The sequence below is a fragment of the Variovorax sp. J22G73 genome (assembly GCF_030317035.1).
Classification (GTDB): Bacteria; Pseudomonadota; Gammaproteobacteria; order Burkholderiales; family Burkholderiaceae_C; genus Variovorax.
Genome location: NZ_JASZYK010000007.1, coordinates 141,977 through 162,181, shown reverse-complemented (window position 1 = coordinate 162,181; position 20,205 = coordinate 141,977). Strand labels below are relative to the sequence as shown.

General features: G+C 68.2%; 20 protein-coding genes. 13 read left to right on the top strand and 7 right to left on the bottom strand.

Features of this window, described 5'->3' with window-relative positions:
- Nucleotides 1-23 precede the first annotated feature (23 nt).
- From fliL to fliF, 7 genes are all read right to left on the bottom strand, one after another.
- The gene (gene fliL / locus QTI51_RS24260) at nucleotides 24-533 is read right to left on the bottom strand and encodes a flagellar basal body-associated protein FliL (RefSeq protein ID WP_116910968.1); all 510 of its coding nucleotides are present in this window, start codon (nucleotides 531-533) and stop codon (nucleotides 24-26) included.
- 135 nt (nucleotides 534-668) lie between these two features.
- Complete coding sequence (locus QTI51_RS24255) at nucleotides 669-2,123, bottom strand: flagellar hook-length control protein FliK (protein ID WP_165840386.1); 1,455 nt, start codon at nucleotides 2,121-2,123, stop codon at nucleotides 669-671.
- Between the two features lie 16 nt (nucleotides 2,124-2,139).
- Nucleotides 2,140-2,595 carry a flagellar export protein FliJ gene (gene fliJ, locus QTI51_RS24250; protein WP_116910969.1) on the bottom strand — a complete coding sequence of 152 codons (456 nt, stop codon included), beginning with the start codon at nucleotides 2,593-2,595 and terminating at the stop codon, nucleotides 2,140-2,142.
- Between the two features lie 71 nt (nucleotides 2,596-2,666).
- Nucleotides 2,667-4,124 (bottom strand): flagellar protein export ATPase FliI, encoded by a 1,458-nt coding sequence (gene fliI, locus QTI51_RS24245; RefSeq protein ID WP_116910970.1) that lies wholly within the window; start codon nucleotides 4,122-4,124, stop codon nucleotides 2,667-2,669.
- Between the two features lie 14 nt (nucleotides 4,125-4,138).
- On the bottom strand, nucleotides 4,139-5,074 hold the full coding sequence (gene fliH / locus QTI51_RS24240) for a flagellar assembly protein FliH (RefSeq protein ID WP_116910971.1): 936 nt from the start codon (nucleotides 5,072-5,074) through the stop codon (nucleotides 4,139-4,141).
- Nucleotides 5,061-6,059, bottom strand: coding sequence for a flagellar motor switch protein FliG (fliG, locus tag QTI51_RS24235; protein WP_116910972.1), 999 nt, complete (start codon nucleotides 6,057-6,059; stop codon nucleotides 5,061-5,063). Before fliG ends, fliH begins: the two co-directional genes overlap by 14 nt.
- Nucleotides 6,052-7,806, bottom strand: coding sequence for a flagellar basal-body MS-ring/collar protein FliF (fliF, locus tag QTI51_RS24230; RefSeq protein ID WP_116910973.1), 1,755 nt, complete (start codon nucleotides 7,804-7,806; stop codon nucleotides 6,052-6,054). Before fliF ends, fliG begins: the two co-directional genes overlap by 8 nt.
- 296 nt (nucleotides 7,807-8,102) lie before the next feature.
- Between fliF and fliE the strand changes: the two genes are divergently transcribed.
- From fliE to cheA, 13 genes are all read left to right on the top strand, one after another.
- Nucleotides 8,103-8,426, top strand: coding sequence for a flagellar hook-basal body complex protein FliE (fliE, locus tag QTI51_RS24225; protein ID WP_116910974.1), 324 nt, complete (start codon nucleotides 8,103-8,105; stop codon nucleotides 8,424-8,426).
- Between the two features lie 176 nt (nucleotides 8,427-8,602).
- Nucleotides 8,603-10,261 (top strand): flagellin N-terminal helical domain-containing protein, encoded by a 1,659-nt coding sequence (locus QTI51_RS24220; protein ID WP_116910975.1) that lies wholly within the window; start codon nucleotides 8,603-8,605, stop codon nucleotides 10,259-10,261.
- A gap of 205 nt (nucleotides 10,262-10,466) precedes the next feature.
- Nucleotides 10,467-10,814 (top strand): flagellar protein FlaG, encoded by a 348-nt coding sequence (locus QTI51_RS24215; protein WP_165840387.1) that lies wholly within the window; start codon nucleotides 10,467-10,469, stop codon nucleotides 10,812-10,814.
- An 82-nt stretch (nucleotides 10,815-10,896) separates the two neighbouring features.
- On the top strand, nucleotides 10,897-12,336 hold the full coding sequence (fliD, locus tag QTI51_RS24210) for a flagellar filament capping protein FliD (RefSeq protein ID WP_116910977.1): 1,440 nt from the start codon (nucleotides 10,897-10,899) through the stop codon (nucleotides 12,334-12,336).
- Nucleotides 12,337-12,368: 32 nt separating this feature from the next.
- Nucleotides 12,369-12,788, top strand: a complete 420-nt coding sequence (fliS, locus tag QTI51_RS24205; RefSeq protein ID WP_116910978.1) for a flagellar export chaperone FliS — start codon at nucleotides 12,369-12,371, stop codon at nucleotides 12,786-12,788.
- A 52-nt stretch (nucleotides 12,789-12,840) separates the two neighbouring features.
- A complete protein-coding gene (locus QTI51_RS24200; RefSeq protein ID WP_165840388.1) occupies nucleotides 12,841-13,173 on the top strand; it encodes a flagellar protein FliT in 333 nt (110 codons plus the stop codon).
- 63 nt (nucleotides 13,174-13,236) lie between these two features.
- Nucleotides 13,237-14,547 carry a flagellar hook-length control protein FliK gene (gene fliK, locus QTI51_RS24195; protein ID WP_116910980.1) on the top strand — a complete coding sequence of 437 codons (1,311 nt, stop codon included), beginning with the start codon at nucleotides 13,237-13,239 and terminating at the stop codon, nucleotides 14,545-14,547.
- Entirely contained in the window at nucleotides 14,544-14,834 is a 291-nt protein-coding gene (locus QTI51_RS24190; protein ID WP_116910981.1) for an EscU/YscU/HrcU family type III secretion system export apparatus switch protein, read from the top strand. Before fliK ends, QTI51_RS24190 begins: the two co-directional genes overlap by 4 nt.
- Before the next feature lie 346 nt (nucleotides 14,835-15,180).
- On the top strand, nucleotides 15,181-15,561 hold the full coding sequence (flhD, locus tag QTI51_RS24185) for a flagellar transcriptional regulator FlhD (protein ID WP_116910982.1): 381 nt from the start codon (nucleotides 15,181-15,183) through the stop codon (nucleotides 15,559-15,561).
- Complete coding sequence (flhC, locus tag QTI51_RS24180) at nucleotides 15,558-16,148, top strand: flagellar transcriptional regulator FlhC (protein ID WP_116910983.1); 591 nt, start codon at nucleotides 15,558-15,560, stop codon at nucleotides 16,146-16,148. The genes flhD and flhC overlap by 4 nt, the downstream gene beginning before the upstream one ends.
- 77 nt (nucleotides 16,149-16,225) lie before the next feature.
- The gene (gene motA, locus QTI51_RS24175) at nucleotides 16,226-17,086 is read left to right on the top strand and encodes a flagellar motor stator protein MotA (RefSeq protein WP_116910984.1); all 861 of its coding nucleotides are present in this window, start codon (nucleotides 16,226-16,228) and stop codon (nucleotides 17,084-17,086) included.
- 42 nt (nucleotides 17,087-17,128) lie between these two features.
- Nucleotides 17,129-18,025: a flagellar motor protein MotB gene (gene motB / locus QTI51_RS24170; RefSeq protein ID WP_116910985.1), complete on the top strand. Its 897-nt coding sequence runs from the start codon at nucleotides 17,129-17,131 to the stop codon at nucleotides 18,023-18,025.
- Nucleotides 18,026-18,081: 56 nt separating this feature from the next.
- Nucleotides 18,082-20,196, top strand: a complete 2,115-nt coding sequence (cheA, locus tag QTI51_RS24165; RefSeq protein ID WP_116910986.1) for a chemotaxis protein CheA — start codon at nucleotides 18,082-18,084, stop codon at nucleotides 20,194-20,196.
- The last annotated feature ends 9 nt before the right edge of the window (nucleotides 20,197-20,205 follow it).

The following is a 20,205-nucleotide window of genomic DNA, read 5'->3' as shown; positions in this document are numbered from 1 at the left end:
GATCGCTTGTCCGAAGGAGGGGGTCACTGCACCACGAAGGTGTTGAAGGACACGTTGGAAATGCCCAGCGGCGGTTGCCCGGCGGCCAGAGGCGTGTTCAGCGTGGTACGGATCTCTTCGGCCAGCTTGGCCTTGCCCTCGGGCGTGACCAGCGTGTCGGGCGTGCGGTTGGACAGCAGCATCAGCAGGCGGCTGCGCAGCTCGGGCATGTACTCGACGATCTGCGCCTTGGTCTTCTCGTCGGGCACGCGCAGCGCCATGCCGATCTGCAGGAAGCGCGCGCGGCCTTCGGACTGCAGGTTGACGGTGAGCGGCTCGAGCATCAGGAAGATCGGCTTTTCGGGTGCGGCCACCTTCGCCGGCTCCGCGGTTTCGGAAGCGGGCTTCATGAAGTGCGGAACGAAGGTGTAAGCGGCTGCGGCGGCAGCGGCGAGGCCGACGACGACGACCGCGGCGATCAGCAGCTTGGAAGAGCGCTTCGAGGGCAGTTGGGCGGCCGGGACGGCGGTTGCAGCGGGAGTGGAGGTAGCCATGGTGATGCGGGTTTTCGTGTCCGATCTATTCTTTGCGAAGTCCCTCGCGAACGAACGGCCGAACAAGCGCACAAAGGCGTGTCATATCCGTTCATTGCAGGCGCCGCGCGGGCGCCCCGAGGGGAAGGGCGGGCGTCAGGCGAAGGTGTCGACCCCCGCGCTCGCGTGGGTGGCAGGCGCCGCGCGCGCGGCGGCCACGGGCGCGACCGGTGCGCTGGCGCCGGGCCGGCTGGCGCCCGGGTAGCTGGCGGTCTGCTGGCGTGCGGCGTTCTGCTGCTGTTGCTGCTGCTGCGCGAAGGCGGCGTCCTGGCCGCTGGCTTGGCGCGTGTCGGCGCCGACGGAGGCCTGGCCCAGGGTGATGCCCTGTTCCGACAGCGAGGTGCGCAGCTGCGGCAGCGCGGCTTCCACGGCCTTGCGCACGCTTTCATGGGCCGAGACGAACATCGCCTGGGCCTGGTTGTCGCCCAGCGACAGCGTGACCTTCAGCGGGCCGAGGCCGGCGGGGTTGAGGTTGAGCTCGGCCGTGTGGTGGCCGGTGGTGCTCATGCGCGCCAGCTGCTGGCCCAGGGCCGGGCCCCATTTGTCGGTGCCGACCTCGGGTTCGATGGTGTGCACCGAAGGGCGGGCGGCCGCGGCCTCTTCGGCGCGGGCGGCCGATGCCGTGGTGGCGGAGGCCTGTTGCAGCGCGAACGGGTTGGCGGCGGTGCCGGACGAGGCGTCGCCGGATTCGGCGTGGGTGTCGGCGCCTGCGGCCGTGACGGGCGCCGAGATGGCAGCCACCGCGGCGGCGCTGCCTTGGGTGGCCTCGCCGCCCTTGGTCTGCGCGGCGCTGGCAAGCTGCTCGGCGGTGGTGGCGCTCACGGCGCCGCGCGGTCCGGCGCGGCCGGCGGCACCCGCGGCACCGGCGGGGCTGGCGCTGCTGGCGCTCGTGGCGCCGGGCTTGGCGGTGCCCACGTTCATGGCCTGGGCGGCGACGGCGGCGCGCACCACGTCCTGGATGGAGGCGGTGGGTGCGGCGTCGGCCGCGCCGTCCGCCGCTGCTGCGGTGGCGGAAGGCTTCGCGGCGTCCTTCAAATCCTTGGCATCGGCGTCCGGCACGGCCTTGGCGTCCGCGGCCACGGCGGCGGCGTCCGGCAAGGTCGCCTGCACCTTGGCGAGCGGGTCGGTCACCGCGGCAGTGGCGGCAGTGGCGGCAGCGGCGGCAGCGGTGGCACCGTCCACGGGAATGTCGCTCACGCCGGCGGCTGCCGCGCCCCTGGCGGCCGCGCGGCCGGCGAGGGTCAGCGCATGCAGCGGGCTGTTGGGCTGCGGCAGAAAGGCGAGGTTCGGGTCGGCGGGCAGCGCGTCCTTGCTGTCGTCGTCGGCACCGGGCTTGCGCGCGGGTTTGCGTTCGGCGCTGGCGGTGCCCGCCGTGCCGGCCTCGTCAGCGGTCTTCGTGCGCTGCGAATTGCCGTTGGCACGCGAGCGCTCCAGCGCGGCGCCGAAGCCCTGGCCCTGCGTGTCGTCCGCGCCGCGGCTGCGCGAGCCGGCCTGCGTGGCCGGCTGGCTGGCGCTGTTGGCCACGACGGGGGGCGAGATCATGGATGGCATGTCGGTTCCTGGAGATTCAAAGGGTCGGGTGCGAGGCGCGGTCGAAGAACTTGCGCGCGGCGCGCTCGTCGCTGTCGCGCTGCTCGCGCTTGTTCGCGGCCATCAGCTCTTGCGCGCGCACGCGCTCGGCCAGGGTGTCGAAGGAGCTCAGGCGGCGCTTTTGCTGCTGCCAGTCGATGCGCCCGCTGTCCAGCCGGCTCTCGGTCTGGGAGGCGATGGCGCGCTGCTGCTCGATGGCGCCGTCCAGCGTGCCCAGGAAGTTGCGGTAGTTGCGCCACTGCGAAGAGGGCAGGCCGTCGCGCATCAGCGCGTCGAGCTGGTCGTGGTAGTCCTGGCGGTACTGCAGCAGCAGCTCGAGTTTCTGGCTGGCGCTCAGGTGCGCGCTCTGCAGCGTGCCCAGGCGCCGCGCGGCGTCGTCGGTCTGCGTGTGGGCCAGGTCGATCAGCATGCCGAGGGGGAGCTTGCGGGTCATGGAAGAAGTCCTTGCAGGAAGTCTGTGGAGATGTGTGGGGGTGTGTCGGATGGCGGTCGGCTTCGACGGCTTCAGGCGCGGCGCTGCTCGGGCACGAACAGCCCTTCGAGCTGCCCGATGGAGTCCTCGTAGCCGGTGCGCTCGTGCATCGACTGCTGCAGGAAGGACTCGATGCGCGGGTACATCGCGATGGCCTGGTCCAGCTGCAGGTCGTGGCCGGGCGCATAGGCGCCCACGCTGATCAGGTCGCGGTTGCGCTGGTAGCGCGACAGCATCTGCTTGAAGCGGCGCACCGTGTCGAACTGCGTCGAGGGAATCAGCGCGGTCATGGCGCGGCTGATGGACGCCTCGATGTCGATGGCCGGGTAGTGCCCGGCCTCGGCCAGCGTGCGCGAGAGCACCACGTGGCCGTCCAGGATGGCGCGCGCCGAGTCGGCGATCGGGTCCTGCTGGTCGTCGCCCTCGGAGAGCACCGTATAGAAGGCGGTGATGGAGCCGCCGCGGCCCTGCGCGTCGCGCGCGCCGTTGCCGGCGCGCTCCACCAGCGCGGGCAGCTTGGCGAACACCGAGGGCGGGTAGCCCTTGGTGGCCGGCGGCTCGCCCACGGCCAGCGCGATCTCGCGCTGCGCCATGGCGTAGCGGGTGAGCGAGTCCATGATGAGCAGCACGTCCTTGCCCAGGTCGCGAAAGTGTTCCGCCAGGCAGGTGGCATAGGCCGCGCCCTGCAGCCGCAGCAGCGGTGAGTTGTCGGCCGGCGCCGCCACCACCACGGCACGCGCCAGGCCTTCTTCGCCCAGCGTGTTCTCGATGAAGTCCTTCACCTCGCGCCCGCGTTCGCCGATCAGCCCGACCACGATGACTTCGGCACTCGTGTAGCGCGCCATCATGCCCAGCAGCACGCTCTTGCCCACGCCGGAGCCGGCGAACAGGCCCATGCGCTGGCCGCGGCCGACGGTGAGCATGGCGTTGATGGCGCGCACGCCCACGTCCAGCACCGAGTCGATGGGCGCGCGCGTGAGCGGGTTGACCGGCGGCGAGCTCAGCGGCACCTTGCGCGTGATGTCCAGCGGGCCCAGCCCGTCGAGCGGGCGGCCGACCGCGTCGACCACGCGCCCCAGCATGCCTTCGCCCACGGGCAGGCGCTTGGTGTGGGCGTTGCCGCCCAGGCCGGAGCCCGCGGCTTCGCCGGGGTCCATGGCCACGGGCCGCGCGAACACGCGCGCGCCGGGCACCAGGCCGGCCACCTCGGTCTGCGACATCAAAAACAGGCGGTCGCCCGCGAAGCCCACCACTTCGGCCTCGGCGTAGCGCTGGGCGTTGCCCGGCGGCAGCTCGATGAGGCAGTCGCTGCCCACGGGCAGCTGCAGGCCCACGGCCTCCAGCACCAGACCGACGGCGCGCGTGAGCCGACCCGAGGTGGTGGTGGTGGTGCACTGCGCGACGCTGCCGCGCGCCTTCTCCAGCGTGGCGCGCACGTTGCGCAGGTGGACGTTGGGGGTGGCGGTGGCTGTATCGGTGGCGGCTTGCATGGGGGACCCGGGGTTTAGAGGAATTCGCCGCCGTCGGAGGCGTTCTCGCGCAGCACCGAAGCCACGCGCTTCCAGCGCGTTTCCAGCGTGCCGTCGAGCTCGCCGTTGGCCGACTGCACGCGGCAGCCGCCGCGCGCGAGCGTGTCGTCGCTGCGCACCTGCCAGCCGGCGCCCTCGATCTCGTGGCCCAGGCTGTTCTTCACCAGCGCCACGTCGTCGGGGTGCAGCAGCAGGCGCGGTTCGCCGCGCAGCGCGGGTTCGCTGTTGAGCAGGTCGCGCACCAGCGGCAGCACCCATTCGGGCTCGGCCTTCAGCGTGCGGTGCACCACCTGGCGCGCCACGTCGAGCGCGAGCGCCAGCACGGTGTCGGTCAGCTCGCCTTCGGCGCGGCGCAGGGCGTCGGGCAGCGAAAGTGCGAGTGCGCGCAGCCGTTCGGCATGCACGCTGGCCGCCGCCAGGCCGGTGGCTAGGCCTTCGGTGTGGCCGACCTTGCGGCCTTCGGCCAGCCCCAGCGCGCGGCCCTCGGCCTCGCCGGCGGTGCGCGCCTCCTTGCGGATGCGGGCGAGCTCGGCCAGGTCGACCTTGGGCGGAGGCGGTGCCACGGGCGCGACCGGCGCCGCCACGGGGCTGCGGCCGCCGTTGCGGTTGAACTCGGCGGCCGCGGCGGCCCTGCGGCTCGCGGGCACCGAGGGCTTGCCGTCGAGCGTGTTCATCTCCCAGCGTTCCCATGCGGAGAGCGCGGGTCGCGAGGCATCGGCCGCGTGTGTTGCGTGCGATCCGTGCGACAGATGAGGCACCGCGGCCTGCCGCGCTGCGGCGTGGATGGCGGCCAGGCGCTCGCGCGCCCCGCCGAAGCTTTCCGACGTCACCGAGGCCGCCGGGGCGCCCGGGTTGAACGGAGCGAGCGGAGAGGTGGATGCGCCCTGGGCGCCGCGGTCAGACGAAGTCATCGGTGCCAGGCGCCGCAATCACGATTTCGCCGGATTCCGCCAGGCGGCGGGCCACCTGCAGGATGGTCTTCTGTTCGGTCTCGACCTGCGACACGCGCACGGGGCCGCGCAGCTCCATGTCCTCGCGCAGCGTCTCTGCGGCGCGTTGCGACATGTTGTTGAGGAACTTGTCGCGCAGCTCCATCGGCGCGCCCTTGAGCGCGATGATGAGCGAGTCGCTCTCGATGTCCTTCAGCAGGCGCTGGATGCTCCTGTCTTCCAGACCCAGCAGGTTCTCGAAGACGAACATCTCGTCCACGATGCGCTGCGCCAGCGCCTCGTCCTGTTCGCGCACATGGGCGATGGCTTCTTCTTCCACCGCGGTGCTCATCAGGTTGACGATCTCGGCCGCGGTGCGCACGCCGCCCAGTCGGCTGCGGCGCAGGCCCTGGCCCGCGAGCATCTCGGTGAGCACGTCGGTCAGCTCGTTGAGCGCCGAGGGCTGCACGCCGCCGAAGGTGGCCACGCGCATGATCACGTCGTGGCGCAGGCGCGCGGGCAGCTTCTCGAGCACCTCGGAGGCCTTCATGCGGTCCAGGTGGACCAGCAGGGTGGCCAGGATCTGCGGATGCTCGTCGCGGATGAGCTCGGCCACTTCGCCGGCTTCCAGCTCGTTGAGCCGCTCGATGCCGCCGTGCGGCTCGTCGGGCGCCAGGATGTCTTCCAGCAGGTTGCTGGCGCGGTCTTCGCCCAGCGCCTTCTTCAGCACCGCGCGGATGTAGCTGGTCGAGCCCAGGTGCAGGGCCGACAGCTGCTCGGTTTCCTGGCGGAACTCGGCCAGCACCTCGGCCAGCTCTTCCCGGGAGACGGAGGTGAGCTTGGACATGGCCAGCCCCAGCGTCTGCACCTCGGAGGTGGGCAGCTGGTGCAGCGCGGCGGCGGCGCGGTCTTCGCCCAGCGCCATCAGCAGGATGGCGCTCTTGCGGGTTCCCAGTTCGTTACTCATCGCTGTTCATCCAGTGCTGGATCAGGGCCGCGACCAGCTTGGGGTCCTTGTCGGCGATCTGGTGCGCATAGTCCATGTCGGCTTTCTTGCGATTGGCCTCGCGTTCGCGCAGGCTTTCTTCCGGCGTGGGCGCATTGGCGTCCGCGACGGCGGGGGGCGGGGTGTCCGCGTCGGCATCGGTGCTGGCGACCGGCAGCGGGGCCGGCGGCGGCGGCGCGTGGCGGCGCATCAGCGGACGCACCACGGCGAGCCAGGCGAACAGCGCGATCAGTGCGTACAGCAGGTACTGGCCCACCGACTTGCCGATCTCGATGTTGTCGCGGTCCTTCCAGAACGGCACCTCGGGGCCCGGCCCGCTGTCGGCGTCGCGCGCGAAGGCGCTGTTCACCACGTTGAGCGAGTCGCCGCGCTCCGTGCTGAAGCCCATGGCTTCCTTGGCCAGGTTGCGGATCTGCTCCACTTCGGCCGGCGTCAGCGCGCGGCTGGTGGTCTTGCCCGCGGCGTCCACGCTGTCGCGGTTGTTCACCACCACGGCGACCGACAGGCGCTTCACGCCGCCGGCGGCTTGCTGCACGTGGCGGATGGTGCGGTCGAGTTCGTAGTTGGTGGTGGTGTCCTTGCGGGTGCTGCTCGGGCCGGTGCTGGCCGTCGACGTGGTCGCGGCAGCGGCGCCGGCCGTGCCGACCGCGCCCGGTGCGCCAGGCGTTCCGGGTGGCGGCGTGCCTGGTGCGTTCGGCGCGCGCGGGCCCACGATGGGCGCCGTCGGGTTCACCGGCGGCTGGTTCGACAGTGCGCCCGGCACGCCGCCCGGTGCGCCGCCGCCGTTCTGGGCCGACTCGCTGCTCTGCTGGCTGCGCACGGCGGCCTGCTTCGGGTCCTGGTTGGGCGTGTACTTCTCGTCGGTGTGTTCCACCACCGCGAAGTCGATGTCGGCCGCCACCTGGGCGCGTACATTGCTCGCGCCCACCAGCGGCTGCAGGATGGCCTCGATGCGGCGGATGTAGCCGGCCTCGATCTCCTGCGCATATTTGAGCTGGCTCACGTCCAGCCCGCGGTCGGTGCCGCGCGCCGAAGAGAGCAGGTTGCCGCGCTGGTCGACCACGGTGACGCTCTTGGCGTCCAGGTCGGGCACGCTGCTGGAAACCATGTGCACGATGGCGCTGACCTGGCCTTCGTCGATGCTGCGCCCGCGCAGCAGCGTGAGGATCACCGAGGCCGAGGGCTTCTTCTGGTCGCGCACGAACAGCGACGGCTTGGGCAGCGCCAGGTGCACCCGGGCCGCCTCGATGGTGCCGATCGACTCGATGGAGCGCGCCAGCTCGCCTTCGAGCCCACGCTGGTAGTTCACCTGCTCGGCGAACTGGCTGGTGCCGAACTTCTGGTTGTCCATCAGCTCGAAGCCCACGCCGCCGGCCTTGGGCAGGCCCTGCGCGGCGAGCTTCAGGCGGGTTTCGGCCACCTTGTCGCCAGCGATCAGGATCGCGCCGCCGCCTTCGGCGAACTTGTAGGGCACGTTCATCTGCTGCAGCGACGCGATGATCGCGCCGCCGTCGCGGTCCGACACATTGGTGTAGAGCACCTTGTAGTCGGGCGCGCGGCTCCACAGCATGAACGCCGCGGCGGCCGCCACGATGGCCGCGCCGCCCACGATCAGGGGCAGCTTGGGCTGGGCGCGCATGCGTTCCAGGATGGGGGGCAGGCCGTTGCCGGATGCCGGCATGTCGCCCGTGGGCACCGCCGTGCTCATGGGCGCACCTTGTGGGGAACGCCCGGTTGGCCGCAAGCGGCCAAAGCCATGGAGAGAGAGGGATTTCGGTGTTGAGAGTTCATTCCGGAGGGCCGGTGAAGTCGTCCACGGCCTGTTCGTTTCGCAACGATTGTCAACAGAGCATGCGAATTCGAATGGCCGAACAGCCGGGGTTTTCGCCCTCAGTTGCGCGCTTGAATCGGGGTCTTCCCTTGATACGCTGCACGCCAGCCGGAGGACCCAGCGTTCTCCTTGTCAAGTCACGCAGAAGTGTTCACACAGGAAGAAGAGATCCCATGTCGATCAGCGCCATCGAATCCGTCTTGCAGCAAATGCGCGTCACCGCGCTCAACACCGGCATCGGCCCGGCCAGCGGCGCCGCCGCCCCCGCCGAGGCCGGCGGCTTTGCCGCCGAGCTGAAGCGCTCGCTCGCCAACATCAGCGGCGCGCAGCAAAGCGCGTACGCGCAGGCCGAGTCCTTCGAACTGGGCAAGCCCGGCGTCGCCCTGAACGACGTCATGGTCGACCTGCAGAAGGCCAACGTGGCGTTCCAGACCGGTCTGCAGGTCAGAAACCGCCTGGTGACGGCTTACCAGGAAGTGATGAACCTGCAGGCTTGAGGGGCCTGGTTGGGTGACTGGCGCGGCCTGTGCAACTTTTTTGTACGCCGCCCTAAAGGTTTGAAGGCACCCGCCGATAACCAATTCAACGATGGCTTGAGTCTCACAGCGGAAGCGGGTCCAGCGTTACGGCCGATGGCCGGAGTCACACAACCTTTGTCAATCAGGAGTCCAACATGACGCAAGTCATCAACACCAACAGCCTTTCGCTGCTCACGCAGAACAACCTCAACAAGTCGCAGTCGGCGTTGAACAGCGCCATCGAGCGCCTGTCTTCTGGCATGCGCATCAACAGCGCCAAGGATGACGCTGCCGGCCAAGCCATTGCCAACCGTTTCACGGCCAACATCAAGGGCCTGACGCAAGCAACGCGCAACGCCAACGACGGCATCTCGATCGCTCAAACGACCGAAGGCGCTCTGACCGAAGTCAACAACAACCTGCAACGCATCCGCGAACTGTCGGTGCAAGCCGCCACGGGCACGAACTCGTCGACCGACCTGGACTCGATCCAGTCGGAAATCGGCCAGCGCCTGGACGAAATCAACCGCGTGTCGGACCAGACCCAGTTCAACGGCGTGAAGGTCCTCTCGGCCGACGCTGGCAAGCTGACGGTTCAAGTCGGCGCGAACGACGGCGAAACCATCGACATCGACCTGCAAGAAATCAGCGCCAAGACCCTGGGTCTGGACGGTTTCAACGTGAACAACACCGGTTCGAAGAACAAGGCTGCCACGTCTTCCGACCTGCTGGTCGCCGGCTTCGCCGCAGGCACGACCACCAACGGCGTCACGCCTTACACCCGCACGCTGACCGCCGCCAAGAACGGCGCCACGGCCAACGACGTGCTGGCCAAGATGCAAGACGGCGGCACGGTCACCTCGACCGGCGGCGCAACGTACACGTACAGCGCAGCCACCAAGAGCTATACCGCGTCTGAAGCCGCGCGCAGCCAAGCCAACACGCTCGCATCGCTGACCCCGCCGGCTGGCACCAGCGTGACCGCCACGGTCAAGCTCGGCACCCACTCGATGGACGTCAAGATCGACAGCAACGGCGCCCTGACCGACGCTGCCGACGGCTCGGCCCTGTACCTCGACTCGTCGAAGAACCTGACGAAGACCGGCGGTGGCACGACGACCGCTGCAACCCTGTCGGCCGTGCTCGAACAAGCCACCGGCATGGCCGCCGCTGGCGACTCGATCACCATCGGCGCGACCGGCGCTTCGTACACCGTGGTGACGGCAGCTGCCGGCGCCAGCACCTTCGCGGTTGCCGGTGAAAAGGCTTCGGCCGACCAAGTCGCAGCGAAGATCAACGGTGGCGCTGGCTCCATCGACATCGACGGCGCTGGCGCTACCACTGCCTACGCAGTGGCAGCAGCTGGTGGTGCAGTGACCGGCGCCTTCATGGGCGTGAGCGGCCTGACGACTGTCGCCGCCGAATCGATCAACCTGAACGCCAACGGCGTGGTGACCGACGCGCAAGGCAGCACCGTGTACGCCGACTCGACGAAGGCCGGCAAGCTGACGACCAACGCAGTGAGCGACGCCAAGTCGACGGTCGACCCCCTGAAGACCCTGGACGCCGCCCTGTCGAAGGTCGACAAGCTGCGCTCCTCGCTGGGTGCGGTGCAGAACCGTTTCGACTCGGTGATCGCCAACCTGGGCACCACGGTGACCAACCTGTCGTCGTCGCGTTCGCGCATCGAAGACGCTGACTACGCCGTGGAAGTGTCGAACATGACCCGCGCGCAGATCCTGCAACAAGCCGGCACCTCGGTGCTGTCGCAAGCCAACCAGACCACGCAAGGCGTGCTGTCGCTCCTGCGTTGATCGACAAGGGCTAGTTAGAAGCAAGGCAAGGCCGGGCACCACCCGAACAGGGTGGGGTCCGGCCGGTGCAGGTCCCCGGAAGCAAGCCGGACCCGGCCTGCGCTGTCCTCTGCGGCCATGCCCCCGGCAACGGGAGCGAGGCCGCAGAGGACAGCGAAGAACAAAGAGCAGTCAAACAAGTCAGGTGGAAAAAATGTCGAACCCCGTGCCAGCAAACCCAGTGAAGGACAACCCGTGGACGCAGATGCTCGTCGGCGGCGCCTCGGGTGCGAGCGCGGGCGTGCGCGGCCTTTCCACCGCGACGAAGAGCGAGGCGAAGGAAGAGGCTTCGCCGGTGCAGGTCGAGCAGGCCGTGCACCAGGTGAACGAGTCGCTCGCGCTGCGCGAGGTCGGCCTGCAGTTCGAGGTCGACAAGGACACCGACAAGCTCATCGTGAAGGTCGTGGACCGCAGCAGCGGCGAGGTCATCCGCCAGATTCCCAACGAGGAAGTCGTGCGCATCGCCAAGCTCATGAGCGACGGCAAGGGGCTCCTGGTGGACCACGCGGCTTGATGCCGCTTGAAGCCGCCTGACCCCTCCTTGACGCCACATTCGATTTTTCATCTGCAATCGCAGTAATCAGGAATACACACACATGGCAACGATCAGCAGCCTCGGCGTTGGCGCCAACCTCGACCTCGCCTCCCTGCTCACGCAGCTCACCACGGCAGAAAGCCAGCCGCTGGTGGCATTGCAAGCCAAGGCCAAGAGCTACACGAGCAAGCTGTCGGCCTACGGCACCATCCAGAGCGCGCTCAGCACGCTGCAGGCGGCCGGCAAGAAGCTGGGCGACCCGACGCTGTTCCAGAGCGTGACCGGCACGCCCACCGTCAGCGGCATCCTGTCGGCAACGGCCACGGACTCCAGCGCCGCCGGCAACTTCACCATCGACGTGAAGCAGCTCGCGCAGGCGCAGACCGTCATCAGCGCGGGCCAGGTCGACACCAAGACCGCCATCGGCAACGGCAAGATCACCATCGACTTCGGCCAGGTCACGGGCGGCACACTCGATGCCACCACCGGCAAGTACAGCGGCGCCACCTTCACCGCGGACGCGAGTCAGCCGTCGAAGTCGATCACCATCGACCCGACCAACAACACGCTCGAAGGCATCCGCACCGCCATCAACAACGCCGCCGTGGGCGTGACGGCCACCATCGTGAACGACGGCAGCGGCGCACCCAACCGGCTGGTGCTGACATCGTCCACCACGGGCGAGAAGTCGAGCATGCGCATCTCGGTGGCCGGCGACGCGCCGCTGCAGAACCTGCTGAACAACGACCCGGCCGGCACGCAGAACCTGAAGCAGACCTCGGCCGCGCAGAACGCCCAGCTGAACGTGAACGGCATCGACGTCACCAGCTCGACCAACACCGTGAAGGAAGCCATCCAGGGCGCCACGCTCACGCTGGTGAACACCGGCAAGACCGGCCTGTCGATGAAGGAAAACACGGCGGGCGTGAAGTCGGCGATCACCGATTTCGTGAACGCGTACAACGCCCTGCAAAGCAGCGCCAAGTCGCTCACCACCTACGACGCCGACACCAACACCGCCGCCGCGCTGGTGGGCGACAGCACGCTGCGCAACCTGCAGACGCGCATCCGCCAGGCGCTGACCACGCCGCAGGCCGGCGGCCCGAACGACATGAAGGTGCTCACCGAGATCGGCGTGGCCTTCCAGAAGGACGGCACCATCGCCATCGACGCCACCAAGCTCGACAAGGCCCTGGCGACCAACCTGAAGGGCGTGGCCAACCTGTTCTCCAGCGCCACCGGCAGCACCGGCGGCTACGGCAAGCAGATCGACGCGCTGGTGACCGACCTGAACAACGGCGCGCTGAAGATCGCCAGCGACGGCGTGACCTCCACCATCAAGCAGCTCGACACGCAGTACGACGCGATGCAGCTGCGCGTGGACTCGACCGTGGCCCGCTACAAGGCGCAGTTCACGCAGCTCGACGTGATGATCAACAGCATGAACAACACCAAGACCTACCTCACGCAGCAGTTCGAAGCGATGAGCAGCAGCAAGTAATTCAGCAGAACGAAAAACTGGAGCAGCAGCCGATGTACACCCCCCACAACCTTCGCACCGGTGCCGGCGCGTATGCGCGCGTCGGCGTGGAAACCAGCGTGATGAGCGCGTCGCCGCACCAGCTCATCGTGATGCTGTTCGACGGCGCCAAGACCGCCATCGGCATGGCGCGGCACCACATGGTGAGCGGGGAGGTCGAGGCCAAGGGCCAGTCGATCTCCAAGGCCATCGGCATCGTGGACAACGGCCTGAAGGCCGCCCTCGATGCGAAGGCAGCCGGGGAGGCCGGCGCCGAACTCGTGGGCAACCTGTCCGCGCTGTACGACTACGTCGTGCGGCGCCTGTTCCAGGCCAACCTGCACAACGACGTGCAGGCCCTGGACGAGGCCGGGCAGCTGCTCGAAAACGTCGCTTCCGCATGGCGGGAGATCGACGAGCGCAACCGCGGCTGACCAGCGCAGCCGCGGAGGGAGATCACAAATGACAACAGAGATAGGGAACAACATGGCAGTCCGGAGTGAGGTCGTTCATTGCTATGAAGAGCTGGCCGCCAGCGTCGCGCTGATGCTGGTGCTTGCACGCTCGAAGGAATGGGGCAAGCTGCCCGAGATCGAGACGCGTTGCTCGGGGCTGGTCGAGCGCTTGCGCGCCATCGAGCCGCTGGAGACGCTGGATGCGATCCAGATCGAGCGCGTGCTCGCCTTGCTGGACCGCATCCGCGAAGACCAGGCCGAGGTGTCGGGCCTGATCAAGCCGCAGCTGGACGACCTGATGACCCGCATGGGCCACCTGCACAAGCAGAAGAGCGTGGGACGCGCCTACGGTTCGACGCATTGAGCACTGCACAGAGCGCCCGACCTGCCTTCCCCCGCCTGAATTCCCTTACCTGACGCCACCCCCATGACTGGACTCGCCGGACTGATCGACGCACTGCTGGCCGCACGGCTCGCGCCGCGGCTCGACGTGCTGGGCATCAAGGGCGAGACCACCATCGGCGCGCCGGGTGCGGCCGTGCCCATCGGCAAGGTCGACAACGACGTGCGGCTGCCGTCCAACGCGGCGCTCGACCGCCAGCTGCCGGGCGCGTTGCTCGGTGGCGCGGTGCACGCCGGCGGCGGCGCGCCGTCTTCGGTGGACACGCGGCTGTCGGTGGCGGCACGCGTCATCGGCGCGGTGCTGGCCGACCTGCAGGCCGAGCCGGGCCCGGTGCGCGGCACGGTGCCGCTGTCGGCCTCGGGCCAGCAGCCCGCCAGCGCCGCGGCACTGGCCGGCGCGCTGGCACGCACGGTGTCGGACAGCGGGCTCTTCTATGAATCGCACCTGGCGGAGTTCGCCACCGGCACCCGCACGCTCGCGCAGATGACGCGGGAGCCGCAGGTGCGCTGGGCCGGTCCGGTGGTGGCGCAGCCCGCCGTGGCGGCGGCAGCGCTTGCCGCGGTGCCTGGGGTGGCCGATGCGCTGCTGCCGGCCGCCGCAGCCGCGTCGACGCAGGCTTCTGCCGGCGAGACGCAGGGCGATGCGGCGCGTGCCGCTCCTCAAGCGGGCACCCCCCACACTGCGGCGCCGCATGTGGCCCCGGCGAGTGCCGCGGCCCAACCCGGCGCCGCGCAAACACATGACGCGGGCGCATCGGTCGACGCGTCGCGCCTGCAGGCTGCCTACGGGCAGGCCGACGGTGCTGGCGGTCGCGCCACGGTCGATGGCGACGCGCCGTCGCACCGTACTGGCGACATCGCGCGCCTGTCCGACAGCAGCGCCGCTTCGTCGGCGTCCGCATCGTCCGCATCGGTGGCAGCGCCGCGTGGCGAAGTCATTCACCCGCAAGCGGTCACGCTGGTGCACCAGCAGCTCGACCTGCTCGCCACCGCCGCCTTCCGCTGGAGCGGCCAGGCCTGGCCCGACGTGCCGATGACCTGGTCCGTCGAGGAAGAACAAGACAAGCCCGCCGCCCGCGAAGGCGCCGGCGCGGTGGAAGAGGCCGAGCGCCGCTGGTCGACCACGGTGTCGCTGGCGTTGCCGCGGCTGGGCGAGGTCGAGTTGCGGCTGAGCCTGGCGGGCGCGTCGGTGCAGGCGCACCTGTCGGCGCGCGAAGCCACCACCACGGCGCGGCTGCGCGGCGATGTGGGCCAGCTTGCCAAGCGCCTGGAGGCCGCGGGCCTCGAGCTGCAGCAGTTGCAGGTGACTGAAAAAACCATGGCGGAGGCGGCATGAGCGGCGCCGCACTGAACGAAGCCCTGGACGACCGTACGAGCGCGATCGCGCTGTCGTATGCCGACAAGAGCAAGGCGCCCGTCGTCGTGGCCAAGGGCTACGGCGTGGCGGCCGAATCGATCATGCGCGAGGCGCGCGCGCACGGGCTGTACGTCCACTCGTCCGCCGACCTCGTGAAGTTGCTGATGCAGGTCGACCTCGACCAGCAGATCCCGCCCCAGCTGTACCTGGCGGTGGCCGAGGTCATGGCCTGGCTCTACGGTCTCGAAGGCCGTGCGGCGAATTAATCAAGGCAGTAGATCAATGCAAAGTCATGGGTATTCATCCGACCGGTTTGGAGCTGCATAAAACGCCATTCCCCGAATGGACGAAATGCCCATAGTCTTTATTAATTCGCCAATTGAAATGAATACATTACTGCCGAAAGTGTATCTTTGTAACCACTGGTTGCAGATCGCCGCTCGCACCCTCGTTGGCAACTTTGCCACTCTGACAGAGGGAGTGAGTCATCTTGATGTCAGACTTGTCCTACTTTTTTTGTCGCCATCTCTTACAAAGTTCTTCAAAGTGTAAAACTTTGTGTATAGAATGTATACACGATTGATTAGAACCATTGTGGACTGGAGATCGGAAATGGAAAAAGACGTGGAAAATAGCAATTTCAATGCAGGCGGCGTGATTTCTAAGGAAATCGGCGAGATCAACCTGGCCTATATGCTGCTCGCGCAGAAGCTGGTCAAGCAGGACCGGGCCGAGGCCATGTTCAGGCTCGGCGTCGGGCGAGAGCTCGCCGACCTGCTGGCGAACATGTCGCTCAGCCAGATCGTGAAGCTCGCGGCATCCAACTTCCTGCTGTGCAGCTTCCGCCTGGACGACCGCCCGATGTTCGCGGTGGTCGGCGAAGGCAAGGAGCCTGCATTGCAACAGGCTCATATGTCGATCCTGATGGCGGCGCGACAGATCCAGGCCCAAGGCCAGGGCCAGATGCGCGACCTGGGCGTGGCGGCTGCATGACCCCCCGCAAGAGCGTCCTTGGCGAAGTCCGTGAAGTGCAGCTCGCTGTCGAGCTGATCGGGCTCGGCGCAAGACTGCAGTTCCTCGAGGCGGCGGTCACGCTGAGCCGCGAGCGGCTGATCCGCCTGTACAAGGAGCTCAAGGGCGTCTCGCCGCCCAAGGGTCTGCTGCCGTTTTCTACCGACTGGTACATGACGTGGCTGGCCAACATTCACTCGTCGATGTTCTACAACATCTACCGCTTCATGCTCGATGAAGCCGACGAGAACGAACTGCCCGCGCTCATCAAGGCCTACAGGCTCTATGTGGAACAGGTTTCGTCGCAGGGCGGCGAAGTGGTGCTCGACTTCACGCGCGCCGAGACGATGGTGCGCTTCTTCGACAGCGACATGCTGCAGCTGAGCCCGTGCAGCCGGTGCGGTGGCCACTTCGTGGCGCATGCGCACGATCACAAGAATGGATATGTGTGTGTCTTGTGCCGGCCGCCTTCGCGCGCGGGCAAGGCACGCAAGCCCAAGGCCGTGGAAGTGCGCCGGGGCGGACTGGTGGCCGTGGGCCCGACGCTCGACCTCGGCGGCGCGGTCTAGGGGAAAGTGCCTCGCGTCCGGTTCGTGGACGTCGGGGTTTGGTTTGTTTGACGCCCGAGGGCGATGAGGGGTAGCCCGTGCTGGTTCTGGTTGGATACATCGTGGTGATCGGTGCCGTGTTCGGTGGCTACGGCCTCATGGGCGGGCACTTCGGCGTCCTGTTCCAGCCGATCGAACTGCTCATGATCGGGGGCTCCGCATTGGGCGCGTTCATCGCGGGCAACAACGGCAAGACCATCAAGGCGACCATCAAGGAGCTGCCGCTGCTGCTGCGCACCTCCAAGCACAACCGCCAGCTCTACATGGACCTGCTCGCGCTGCTGTATGAGCTGCTCGCCAAGGCCCGCAAGGAAGGGATGATGAAGCTGGAGTCCGACGTGGAGGACCCGGCGCAGAGCGAGATCTTCTCGCGCTACCCGAACATCCTCGGCCACGAAGGGATTACCGTCTTCCTGTGCGACTACCTGCGCCTGGTCATCAGCGGCAACACCGACGCCCACGAGATCGAGGCCCTGATGGACCACGAGATCGAGACCATCCAGCACGAGGCCATGGTGCCCGGCCACAGCCTGTCCCGCGTGGGCGACGCATTGCCCGCGCTGGGCATCGTGGCGGCCGTGATGGGCGTGGTGCACGCGCTGGCCTCGGCCAACCTGCCGCCCTCGGAGATGGGCGCGCTCATTGCGCACGCCATGGTGGGCACCTTCCTGGGCGTGCTGCTGGCGTACGGCTTCGTCTCGCCGCTGGCCTCGCTCATCGAGCAGAAGGTGTCCGAGGGCATGAAGATCTACCAGTGCGCCAAGGTCACGCTGCTGGCCAACCTGAACGGCTACGCACCGCAACTGGCGGTGGAGTTCGGCCGCAAGGTGCTGTTCTCGACCGAGCGCCCCTCGTTCACCGAGCTGGACGACCACGTGCGTGAAGTCAAGGCGCGCTGACGCTCGCACCGCAAGAAGAACCGAGCGAACGAGCAAGCGACCATGAGCGAAGGCAAGCCGAAGATCATCATCAAGCACGTGCACAAGGCGCACGGCGGCGGCCACCATGGCGGTGGCTGGAAGATTGCCTATGCCGACTTCATGACGGCGATGATGGCGTTCTTCCTGGTGATGTGGCTGCTGTCCATCTCCAGCCCCAAGCAGCGCGACGGCATTGCCGAGCACTTTCGCATGCCGCTGCGCGTGGCCATGAACGGCGGCGACAAGAGCAGCCTGAGCAGCAGCATGATTCCCGGCGGCGGCGCCGACGTGATGCACGTCGAGGGCGAGGTGAAGAACACCGAGGCCACCAGCGAGGACGAGGCCGACGCCAACCGCCTGGCCGAGATGAAGCAGCAGCTCGAGGAGCTGATCGCCAAGAGCCCGGTGTTCCAGCAGTTCCGCTCGCAGATCCTGATCGACATCACCACCGAGGGCCTGCGCCTGCAGATCGTGGACACCGAGAACCGGCCGATGTTCGAGCTGTCGAGCGCCCGCGTGGTGCCGCACATGCGCGCCATTCTTCGCGAGCTGGCGCCGGCGCTGAACGTGCTGCCCAACAAGATCACGCTGTCGGGCCACACCGACGCCATCGTCTACACCAACGACCGCTCGTACGGCAACTGGGAGCTGTCGGCCGACCGCGCCAACGCCTCGCGCCGTGAACTGATGATCGGCGGCATGGCCGAAGGCAAGGTGCTGCGCGTGATCGGCCTGGCCGACAGCATGCACCTGGACAAGGCCGACCCGCGCAACCCCATCAACCGGCGCATCAGCATCATCTTGCTGAACCACCGCACGCAGCAACGCATCGAGCGCGAGAACGCGAACGAACCCGTGGGCACGCGCATCGGCAACGTGCCCCCGGCAGCTCCCAAGGCGACCGTCGCGTCGCGATAACGAAGACAAGCAACACCCAGGGGCCGGCGCGAGAGCGGCGGCCCGGAGCACACGAGATGGACCTCAGTCAATTCACCCAGGCATTCTTCGTCGAAGCCATCGAGCTTCTCGCCGAGATGGAGCAGCTGCTGCTGCAGCTCGACGTCGACGCGCCCGACAGCGAACAGCTCAACGCCATCTTCCGCGCGGCCCACTCCATCAAGGGTGGTGCGGCGACGTTCGGTTTCACCGCCTTGACCAACACCACGCACGTGCTCGAATCGTTGCTGGACCGCGCCCGCCACGGGCAGCTGGTTCTCAGCGCTCCGATGATCGATGCCTTTCTGGAAACGAAGGACGCCTTGCAAGAACAACTCACCGCCTACCAGGCCGGCAAGGAGCCGGAAGCCGACATGGTCGCGCACATTTGCGGCGTGCTGCAAAAGCTCGCGCTGGAAAACGCTGGCGCGGCCTCCGCGCCAGCGGCCGCACCGGCCCCCGCGCCGAAGCCCGCACCGAAGCCCGTTGCCGTGGCCCCTGTGCCGGCACCCGCACCCGCGTCCGCCGAGCCCGAAGCGGCCGCCTCCGGCGACGGCGTGCTGCGCATCCGCTTCGCGCGCCTGTCCGACAGCGAATGCGAGCTGCTCGCCGGCGAGCTCACCAACCTGGGTACCGTGCGCTCGCGCACCCGCACCAACGACCAGCTGACCGTGCTGCTGGAGACCACCTGCGACCCCGACGACATCGTGGCGGTGTGCTGCTTCGTCATCGACGAATCGCAGATCGACATCAGCCGCGAAGGCGCCGGCGTGCCTGCCGAAGCGGCCGCCGATGTCTCCGCCGAGCCGGAACCCGCCGTCGCGGTGGCGCCCGAGCCCGAACCCGAACCCGTGGTGGTCGCCGATGCGCCCGCCCGCCAAACCGCGGCACCCGCGGCCTCGGCACCGGCGGCACCGGCCGGCGCCAAGGAATCCAGCTCCATCCGCGTGGACGTCGAAAAGGTCGACCAGCTCATCAACCTCGTGGGCGAGCTCGTCATCACGCAGTCGATGCTCACGCAGGCCGCCACCATGCTCGACCCCGTGGCGTACGAGCGCTTCCTGAGCGGCCTGGGCCACCTGGAGCGCAACGCGCGCGACCTGCAGGAATCGGTCATGTCCATCCGCATGATGCCGATGGACTACGTGTTCAGCCGCTTCCCGCGCGTGATCCGCGACGTGAGCGCCAAGCTGGGCAAGCAGGTGCGCCTGGACACCTACGGCAAGGAGACCGAGCTCGACAAGGGCCTCATCGAGCGCATCGTCGATCCGCTCACGCACCTGGTGCGCAACAGCCTGGACCACGGCATCGAGACGCCCGAGGTGCGCCTGGCCAAGGGCAAGGACGCCACCGGCCAGCTGCTGCTTTCGGCGCAGCACCATGGCGGCAACATCGTGATCGAGGTGAGCGACGACGGCGCCGGCCTCAACCGCGAGCGCATCCTGGCCAAGGCCCTGCAGCAGGGCATGGCGGTCAGCGAGAGCATGCCCGACGAAGAGGTGTGGCAGCTGATCTTCGCGCCAGGCTTCTCCACCGCCGAGCAGGTCACCGACATCTCGGGCCGCGGCGTGGGCATGGACGTGGTCAAGCGCAACATCCAGGAAATGGGCGGCCACGTGGAAATCCACTCGCGCGGCGGGCAGGGCACCACCACCCGCATCGTGCTGCCGCTGACGCTGGCCATCCTGAACGGCATGTCGGTCAAGGTGGGCAGCGAGGCCTACATCCTTCCGCTGAGCTACGTCATCGAGTCGCTGCAGCCGCTGCCGGAGCACCTGCATTCCATTACCGCCGAAGGCCACGTGATCCGCGTGCGCGGCGAGTACCTGCCGCTCATCGAGCTGCACCGCGTGTTCGACGTGAGCGGCGCGCAGACGCAGCCCACGCAAGGCATCCTGGTGATCGTGCAGGCCGACGACAGCCGCTTCGCGCTGCTGGTGGACGAGCTGCTCGGCCAGCACCAGGTGGTGGTGAAGAACCTGGAGACCAACTACCGCAAGGTGCCGGGAATTTCGGCGGCCACCATCGTGGGCGACGGCAGCGTGGCCTTCATCGTCGACGTGGGCGCCATGCCGCGCATCCAGCGCGCGCAGGCCGCGAGCGCCGCCGCCCTGGCGGGCGCCGCCCGGAGGACCGACGCCATCGCTCTCTGACACCCAAGA